Raw genomic sequence first — 8,667 nt, forward strand, 5'->3', positions numbered from 1 at the left:
CTTCACATCATATTTGGCTGCTTTGCGAGGAATTGCGAGTCACAACTGCACAAAAAATGGAGCGAGTGGTTTTTCTGTTGCTCCGCACTCAGTCCTTTTCAAGCGTGCATTGCAGCGGATGCTGGTTCTGGCGAGCCAGATCCATTACCTGCGTGACCTTGGTTTCGGCCACCTCATAGGTAAAGACGCCGCACACACCCACGCCGCGTTTGTGCACGCTGAGCATGATGGTTGTGGCTTCATCCCGAGTCTTCTGAAAGAACCGCTCAAGCACATGCACGACAAATTCCATTGGCGTGTAATCATCATTGAGCATCAGAACCTTATACATAGCGGGTTTGCGCGTTTTGGGACGCGCCCGCACCACCACGCCAACGTCGTTCTGATCATCACCCGAATCGGCCCCTCCGGCATCACGGCGTGACGGCCCGTTGCCCGCATGCAGGACTGAAAAATGACGCGATACCATCGGGCTAGAACTCCGGGTCCGGTTTCTGACAGAAAAAATCATGAGGCATCATATTGGTATTCACCTGAGGGATGGAAGAGGCTTAGGGCCTGAGAAACGTTCCAAAATCAAGACAATACTGGGGAAAATGCCTTATTTGTGCCACATGCGCGGCTGACATTTTGCTCAGAACATCACCGCGCCAGAGACCGGGATCCCCAGATTTCTTATAGACGCGGTCTTACTATCTGAATTACCACACTTAAATATCCTGAAGAAAACCCAGGTAGGATCGCGCAGTGCCAGATATTCACGCAGCAGGAGACGGAACAGGCCGCCGCAAACAGGCTGGAACCCCACGTAAACGCCGCTCCAGCCTGCGCAAATGGGCTGGTCTGATGGCAGGTGTCGCGCTGGGCAGCTTTGTGACGCAGCGCGCCGCTCACGCACAGTATGCCGGGCAGATCAGTTCCATTGTCATGGACGCCAGAACGGGCGCTGTCCTTTCTCAGGAAGACCCGGACCTGCGCCGCTATCCTGCCAGCCTGACAAAACTGATGACGCTGTATATGGCGTTCTCAGCCCTGCGCGCCGGCACGATCACGCTGGATCAGACAGTCCCTGTCTCCATTCATGCCTCTACCATGGAACCCTCAAAGCTCGGTCTGGTTCCCGGCTCTCACCTGACGGTCGAGCAGGCCATGCTGGCTCTGGTAACCAAATCCGCCAATGATGCCGCCTGCGCTCTGGGTGAATTTCTGGGTGGCGGCAGTGAGCCGCAGTTTGCCGCGATGATGACGCAGCAGGCCCGCGCACTGGGGATGAGCAACACCACCTTCCGCAACGCCTCCGGCCTGCCGGACCCGGACCAGCTGACCACCGCGCGTGATCTGGCTGTTCTGGCCCGCCATATCGTGACGGACTTCCCGGAAGATTATCATTACTTCTCTGTCGCGGCCTTCCGCTTCCACGGGCGGATGATCCCCAACCACAACCCGATGCTGAAAGCCTATGTCGGCGCAGACGGCATGAAGACCGGATACACGCAGGAAGCAGGTCGTAACCTCGTGACCTCCGCCCTCCGCAATGATGTGCGGCTGGTGGGCGTGGTAATGGGTGCCTCTTCCAACACGCAGCGCACGCTGGCCATGGCGGATCAGCTTGACCGTGGGTTTGATGCCGAGGGTGTGGCACCGGTTGCCCGTCCGCTGGTTCTGGCCCGCAACACTGTTCCCTCCCACCGCACACGCGGTGGCCGTGTGATCATGCTGGCCGCAGCCTCCTCACGCCATGCACCCATGGAAGTGGCGGAAGCCTCGGCAGCCCGCCACACCACCGTGCGTCATGGCCGCCGTTATGTGCTGGCCACGCCGGTTGCCAACGGGCACCATATCCGCCTGATCGGGGCGAAGGTACGCCCTGCCACCGCCACAACACATCGGGCGCATGCTGGCCATACCTCACGTAATCATACCTGATTTTTTCTTTAATAACCCGCTTCCTTCCCGGAAGCGGGTTGCCTTTACCGCGCCCTGACTCCATTTTGCACCTCTCTTTAAAACGAGAGCTGTATAAATAAGGGAGTCTCAGTATGGCGGGCAGAAACGGTATTGTTCTGCATAACGAACAGGATTTTGTGGGCCTGCGCGCCGCGGGCCGCCTTGCGGCCGCCACGCTGGACATGATCACCCCTTACGTCAAACCGGGCGTCACCACCGGGGAACTTGACCGCATTATTCATGAATACACGCTGGATCACGGCGCTATTCCTGCCCCGCTGAACTATCGCGGCTTTCCCAAATCCTGCTGCATTTCCATCAATCATGTAGTCTGCCACGGCATTCCGGGTGACAAAGCCCTGCAGGAAGGCGACATCGTCAATATTGACGTCACCTCCATTGTTGATGGCTGGTACGGTGATAACAGCCGGATGTACACCGTCGGCAAGGTGCCGCTGAAGGCCTCCAAGCTGATCAAAACCACCTATGACTGCCTGATGCGCGGCATTGAAGTGGTGCGTCCTGGTGCAACGCTGGGCGATATCGGCCACGCCATTCAGACGCTGGCTGAAAAAAACCGGTATTCCATTGTGGAAGATTTCTGCGGGCACGGCATTGGCCGCACATTCCACGCAGAACCCACGGTGCTGCATTACGGCAGACCGGGCGAAGGCATGAAGTTGAAAGCCGGCATGGTCTTTACCATTGAGCCGATGCTCAATATCGGCAAAGCTGATGTGAAAATTCTGGATGATGGCTGGACGGCTGTCACGCGGGACCGGTCTTTGTCTGCTCAGTTTGAGCACATGCTGGGCGTGACGGAGACCGGCTACGAGATCTTCACCCTCTCCCCCGCTGGCTACACCTGCCCGCCCTACCCGACTGAAAGCTGAGCCTCATGCCTGTTCTGCCTGACCGCACCCTGTCTGCCCTGCGTTCTGCCGCACTGGTTCTGCTGGCCTGCGGTGCAGGCAGTCTGCCTACTGTATCTTTCGCAGCGGCTCCACAGGTCACCGATGCACCAGACCCGCTGGCCTACGGCACCAGTCAGCCGGAAGGCCTGCCGCCACTTGCCCCCACACCGGGGCAGCATGGCATGGCGGTCTCCGCCCAGAAGCTCGCCTCTCAGGTTGGGGCGCGCATTCTGGCGCAGGGTGGGAACGCGGCGGATGCCGCTGTCGCCATGGGCTACGCTCTGGCTGTTGTCTATCCGGCAGCGGGCAACATCGGCGGTGGTGGCTTCATGCTGCTGCGGGAACCGGGCAAACAGGCTGTGTTTATCGACTTCCGGGAAAAAGCCCCCGCAGCCGCCCGCGCCGATATGTATCTGGACGCCAAAGGCAATGTGATCCCGGATCTGTCCGTCACCGGCTGGAAAGCGGTTGCCGTGCCCGGCACCGTGGCGGGGCTGGATAGTGTACATCAGAGATGGGGACACCTCTCCCGCAAAGCCGTCATGGCCCCGGCCATTGCGCTGGCTCGAGATGGTTTTGTGCTGGAAGAAGGCGATGTTGCCCTTCTGAACACCTCAACCGACGCCTTCCGGGCGGATCCGTTTGCCCGCTCCATCTTCCTGCGCCCCGATGGCACGCCCCTGCAGGTTGGGGACCGTCTGGTGCAGAAGGACCTTGCCCGCTCTTTAGAGCAGGTGGAACAGCATGGGCCGGATGCCTTCTACAAAGGCCCGATCATGCAGGCCATTGTGGCGGAATCCAAAAAGAATGGCGGCCTGCTTCAGGCCTCAGATTTTGCCCATTATGCGCCGCGTGAACTGACCCCACTGCGCTGCCAGTATCGTGGTTTTCAGGTTGAAACCGCACCGCCTCCCAGCGGTGGCGGCATCGCGCTGTGCGAAATTCTGGATATTCTCTCCGGCTATGACATGCACGCGCTGGGCCTGCATACCGCCCCCGCGCTGCACTATGAAATTGAAGCCATGCGCCACGCCTATTCCGACCGGCGTGACCTTGGCGACCCGGCCTTTGTGAAAAACCCGGAACACCACCTCCTGGACCCGGCCTACGCGGCTGAGGTGCGCTCCCATATCCCGACAGACGTTGCTGTCCCCTCCAGCACGCTGCAAGCGGGTGACAGCACGCCAGAAAAGCACGAAACTACCCAGTTCTCCGTGATTGATAAGAACGGGTTTGCCATTTCCACCACCTACACGCTGAACGGCTGGTTTGGCGCGAAGGTGATGGGCGGCAACACTGGCATCTTCATGAACGACGAAATGGATGACTTCTCCGCCAAACCCGGTTCCGCCAACATGTTTGGCATTGTTGGCAGCGCAGCCAACGCCATTGCACCGGGCAAGACGCCGCTGTCTTCCATGTCTCCCACCATCCTCTCGCGGAATGGCAAACCGGTAATGGTCATCGGCAGCCCCGGCGGCTCCCGCATTCCTACTATTGTCCTCTCTGTTGTGATGGGCGTGGTGGATTACGGGCTGGATATCCAGCAGGCCATTGATCTGCCACGCCTGCACCAGCAGTGGCTGCCGGAAGCGGTGGAAGTGGAAAGTGGAGCGGTCTCTCCAGACGTTGAAAAAACACTGGAACATGAAGGCTACCAGTTCTCACCCCATGCGCCGTGGGGCATGCCGGAAGGCATTCTGGTCGGCGGTCCGCGTCTGGGGGAAAAGGGGACTGCTCGCTATTACGGTGGATATGACCGCCGTCACCCCGGCGGCGGCGCAGTCGGCGAATAACCCTGCGGGAGGGAACGGCGTCCTTTCATAGCGCGTTTGTCTGAAAAATCAGCTACGCAGAGCCTATGCCCCGGACAACCTCTTCCCTCCCGCCATCTTCCCCTTCCTCCACGTCTGACGTCGTTCAGCGGTACTCGCCCCTTCTCGCCCTCATCATGGCCATGGCGACGTTCATGCAGAATCTGGACGGGGCCATTATCAATACCTCCCTGCCGCAGATGGCGCGCTCCTTCGGGGTTAAGACGCTGGATCTGTCGCTTGGGGTAACGGCCTATATGCTGGCCTCAGCCGCCATAGCCCCTCTGGCCGCATGGCTGGCGACCAAAATTGGGGAAAAGCGCATCATGTGGATGGCCATGCTGCTGTTCACGCTCTCTTCCTTTCTGTGTGGCATCGCGCAAGGGCTGACGGAATTTGTCTGCGCCCGCATCGGGCAAGGTCTTGCCGGGGCCGTCATGATGCCCATCGGCACCGCCATCATGCTGCGCTACACGCCCAAGCAGGATCTGATGCGCGCGCAGTCCGTCACCGTCTGGCCGGCCCTGACAGCGCCCATCATCGGCCCGGTTCTGGGCGGTTATATTACCCAGACCATCGGCTGGCGCTGGAACTTCTGGCTGAATCTGCCTGTGGGCCTGCTGGCGGTAATTGCCGTGCTGCGCGTTGTGCCCTCCGCCCCGCGGGAAGAAGCTCCTCCGCTGGACATTCGCGGGCTTGTGCTGTGCGCCAGCAGCCTGACCTGCCTGCTTGCTGGCCTGCAACGCTCTGCCGAGACCGGTTCTGCCCGCCTGATGGCTCTCGCCCTCATTCTGGTGGGCGGCGTGACGGGCGTTCTGGCCATCCGGCATTTGCGCCGCCATCCCACGCCCATCCTTTCGCTGGATGTGCTGAAGCATGACAGCCTGCGCTATGCCTCATTTTATCCGGGGCTGATCTTCCGTGGCGTGTTCTCCTCTGCCCCGTTCCTGCTGCCGCTGTTCTTCCAGCTGGGTTTTGGCTTTTCGCCTGCGCGGGCAGGCACCTGGCTTCTGGCCTATTTCTGCGCCAATCTGGGCATCAAGCCGTTTACCTCCGCCATTCTCCGCTGGGGCGGCTTTCGGAATATCCTGTTCTTTAACGGGTTTCTGGTCTCGCTCTCGCTGGCCCTGTTCGTGTTTCTCACACCCCAGACGCCGGATATCCTGCTGATGCTGGCGCTGGCCTTTGCGGGCATGACGCGCTCCATGCAGCTCACCAGCCTCTCCACTGTCGCCTTTGCCGATATTTCCACGGCTGAGCGCAGCAAGGCCACCAGCATGATGTCCATACTGGGCCAGACCGGCTCAACAGCCGGCGTGGCCTTCACCGCTTTCTGCCTGACCCTGCTGGAGTCGTTCTACGGGCACCCGACGGTGGGCCTGCCGGAAATTCACATCGCGTTTCTGATTACTGCCGTCATCGTTCTGATCGGCACGCTTGGCTTTGCCCGTATGCCCAAAGAGCTGGGGCATGAGGTGACCGGGGGCCGTCGGTCCCGCTAATCCCCGGCCCGACGCCCTAAAGCCGTTGCAGCGTATGCGGTCGGCCTTCCGGGTCCCGCACCTGCAACGCGCCATCCACGTAATCCGGCCCAAGCGGCACCTTGCCGTAGCCACCGGGAATATCCAGCACATACGTAGGCCAGGCGAGGCCCGTAACGCGCCCACGGAGCCCTGCCAGCAGCCGCTGGCCTTCCGCCACCGGCACATGGAAACGTGCCGTGCCGGGAGCCGGGTCGAGCTGATGCAGGTAATAAGGCCGCATCCGCACTTCCACCATGCTGCGGAACAGATCTTCCAGAGCCTGTTCGCTATCATTCACGCCACGAAGCAGCACGGACTGGCCCAGCAACGGCACACCCCGGCGCACAAGGCGCTTCAGGCAGGCCCGCGCGGCCTCTGACATTTCCCGCGCATGGTTGATGTGGACAGCCATCCACAGCGCTTTATCGGTTTCCAGCACGTCCAGCAGCGCATCCGTCACCCGCTCGGGTGCAGCAACCGGCACCCGTGTATGCAGGCGAATGGTGGTGACATGCGGCATGACAGAAAGGGCTGTAATAATCTGCCCCAGCCGACGCGGAGACAGCATTAACGGGTCGCCGCCCGTCAGAATGACTTCCCGAATAGCGGGATGGGACCGCAGCCAGTCCAGCGCCTTTTCCAGCGCGGCATCATCCAGCACGCCGCCATCCGGCCCGACATGCTCGCGCCGGAAACAGAAGCGGCAATAAAGCGGACACACCAGCAAAGGCTTGAGCAGGGCGCGGTCCGCGTAGCGATGCACAATGCCCGGCACGGGAGAAAGCGCCTCATCCCCAATCGGGTCCGAGCGTTCCTCCGGCGTGATCAGCAGTTCCTCTGGCGAGGGGATCACCTGCACGCCAATCGGGTCATCCGGCTGTTCAATCAGGTCCAGAAACGCAGGAGGAATGGCGGTGGCATAGTCCTGCGCCACGGCAGCCAGCGCATCTTTCTGCTCAGGCGGGACCAGACCCGCGGCAATCAGATCCTCTGGGGTGCGCAAAAGCCTGCGGGCGGACGGAGGGGGCTTGACCGGATGAGACATGTCACGGCTCTACTCTCACCATGTCCTCTCCTGCAATCCCACAGACCCATTCCGCACACGCTGACCCGGACCATATTCGGGACCGCCTGCCCTTTCTGCGCCGTCGCGGATTGATGACGCGTGGCATCCGCGCCTTTCTGGAAGCACGCGGTCATATTGAAGTGGAAACGCCCTATGCCGTGCCCGCACCGGGGGAAGAAGTGCACCTGCACCCCTTCCACACCGTGCGGGAAACACCACAGGGGGAGCAGGAAAATCTGTTCCTGCACACAAGCCCGGAATTTGCGATGAAGCGGATTGTCGCCGCCACGGGCCTGCCTGTGTTTCAGTTTGCGCGAGTCTGGCGCAATGGCGAACAAAGTGCCCTGCACGCCCCGGAATTTACCATGCTGGAATGGTATCACCCCGGTATCGGGCTGGACGGGCTGATGGATGAGGCCGAAGCGCTGATTCGGGCGGTACTGCCTCCCCGGCTGGAGCATATCGGCCCCGGTCTGGACCAGACGCTGGACATCCAGTTCCCTTTTGAGCGGCTGACCATGGAAGAAGCCTTCCGCCATCATGCCGGAGTAGATCTGCTGCCCACAGAAGGCGACGCCGCAGCACTGGCACAAGCCGCAGACTGCACCCTCCGCGCCGGGGAAAACTGGGAAGATCTGTTTTTCCGGCTGCTGCTGGAACGGGTGGAACCCGCCATAGGCCGCACGCGACCTACCTTTTTGACGCACTGGCCCGCCAGTCAGGCCGCCCTTGCCCGGCGTGACCCTACAGACCCGCGCGTCGCTCTGCGGTTTGAGCTGTATGCCGCTGGAGTAGAACTGGCCAATGCGTTTGAGGAACTGACAGACGCCGAAGAACAGCGCCGCCGCTTTCAGGCTGACCGTACAGCCCGCAAAGCGCTCTACCCAACCCGGCCCGACTGGCCGATGGATGAAAGCCTGCTGGATGCCCTGCCCCATATGCCCCCCTGCTCCGGGATTGCGCTGGGGTTTGACAGGCTCGTCATGTTAAGCTGTGGGGCGCGGCGCATACAGGATGTCTTGTGGCTGAGCCGTTAGTCTGCAAGATTTAGCGTCTGTGTTTGTTACCCCGCCCCCGGTACTCTGCGCACATGGTGCCGGGGTGGCATGTTTCACCCTGTCTGGATCCTCGTCATGACGCATAGAAAACTTCTTCTTCTGGTGAGCATGCTCTCTCTGGCTGCCTGCCAGGTTCCCACTGCCAAAGAACGCCGCCAACTGGATTCCATGATTGGCAAACAGGCTGTTGATGTGGTGCGGACCTACGGGGTTCCCACCCGCGAGTTTGTTTCCGGCAACCATACGTTCCTCTCCTACATCAACCAGCAGACTGACTATTCCATGATGCCCATGAGCGGCTGGGGATATGGCGGCTGGGGCGGTGGCTGGGGTGGCGGCTATGGC

Annotated in this window: 7 protein-coding genes and 1 pseudogene; 6 read left to right on the forward strand and 2 right to left on the reverse strand. The window is 60.8% G+C overall.

Annotated features, from left to right (window positions below):
* Positions 1-88 precede the first annotated feature (88 nt).
* A complete protein-coding gene (clpS, locus tag AD928_RS04210) occupies positions 89-469 on the reverse strand; it encodes an ATP-dependent Clp protease adapter ClpS (RefSeq protein WP_043551295.1) in 381 nt (126 codons plus the stop codon).
* A 377-nt stretch (positions 470-846) separates the two neighbouring features.
* On the opposite strand from clpS, the gene AD928_RS04215 reads away from it, so the two are divergent.
* From AD928_RS04215 to AD928_RS04230, 4 genes are all read left to right on the forward strand, one after another.
* Positions 847-1,926: a D-alanyl-D-alanine carboxypeptidase family protein gene (locus AD928_RS04215; protein WP_082779735.1), complete on the forward strand. Its 1,080-nt coding sequence runs from the start codon at positions 847-849 to the stop codon at positions 1,924-1,926.
* A gap of 113 nt (positions 1,927-2,039) precedes the next feature.
* Entirely contained in the window at positions 2,040-2,840 is an 801-nt protein-coding gene (map, locus tag AD928_RS04220) for a type I methionyl aminopeptidase (protein ID WP_061502163.1), read from the forward strand.
* A gap of 5 nt (positions 2,841-2,845) precedes the next feature.
* Positions 2,846-4,657: a gamma-glutamyltransferase gene (gene ggt, locus AD928_RS04225; protein ID WP_062248522.1), complete on the forward strand. Its 1,812-nt coding sequence runs from the start codon at positions 2,846-2,848 to the stop codon at positions 4,655-4,657.
* Positions 4,658-4,722: 65 nt separating this feature from the next.
* A complete protein-coding gene (locus AD928_RS04230) occupies positions 4,723-6,177 on the forward strand; it encodes an MFS transporter (RefSeq protein ID WP_082779731.1) in 1,455 nt (484 codons plus the stop codon).
* A 16-nt stretch (positions 6,178-6,193) separates the two neighbouring features.
* On the opposite strand, the gene AD928_RS04235 is transcribed toward AD928_RS04230, so the two are convergent.
* Positions 6,194-7,243, reverse strand: a complete 1,050-nt coding sequence (locus AD928_RS04235; RefSeq protein ID WP_062248525.1) for a lysine-2,3-aminomutase-like protein — start codon at positions 7,241-7,243, stop codon at positions 6,194-6,196.
* Positions 7,244-7,263: 20 nt separating this feature from the next.
* Here AD928_RS04235 and epmA point away from each other — a divergent pair, with 20 nt between their 5' ends.
* Together epmA and AD928_RS04245 are read left to right on the forward strand one after the other, a co-directional pair.
* Complete coding sequence (gene epmA, locus AD928_RS04240; protein WP_062248527.1) at positions 7,264-8,301, forward strand: EF-P lysine aminoacylase EpmA; 1,038 nt, start codon at positions 7,264-7,266, stop codon at positions 8,299-8,301.
* A gap of 96 nt (positions 8,302-8,397) precedes the next feature.
* A pseudogene (locus tag AD928_RS04245) lies at positions 8,398-8,667 on the forward strand (hypothetical protein); the annotation flags it as partial.

Origin of the sequence: Acetobacter cerevisiae, assembly GCF_001580535.1 — a bacterium.
In the GTDB taxonomy this organism is placed as follows: Bacteria; Pseudomonadota; Alphaproteobacteria; order Acetobacterales; family Acetobacteraceae; genus Acetobacter; species Acetobacter cerevisiae.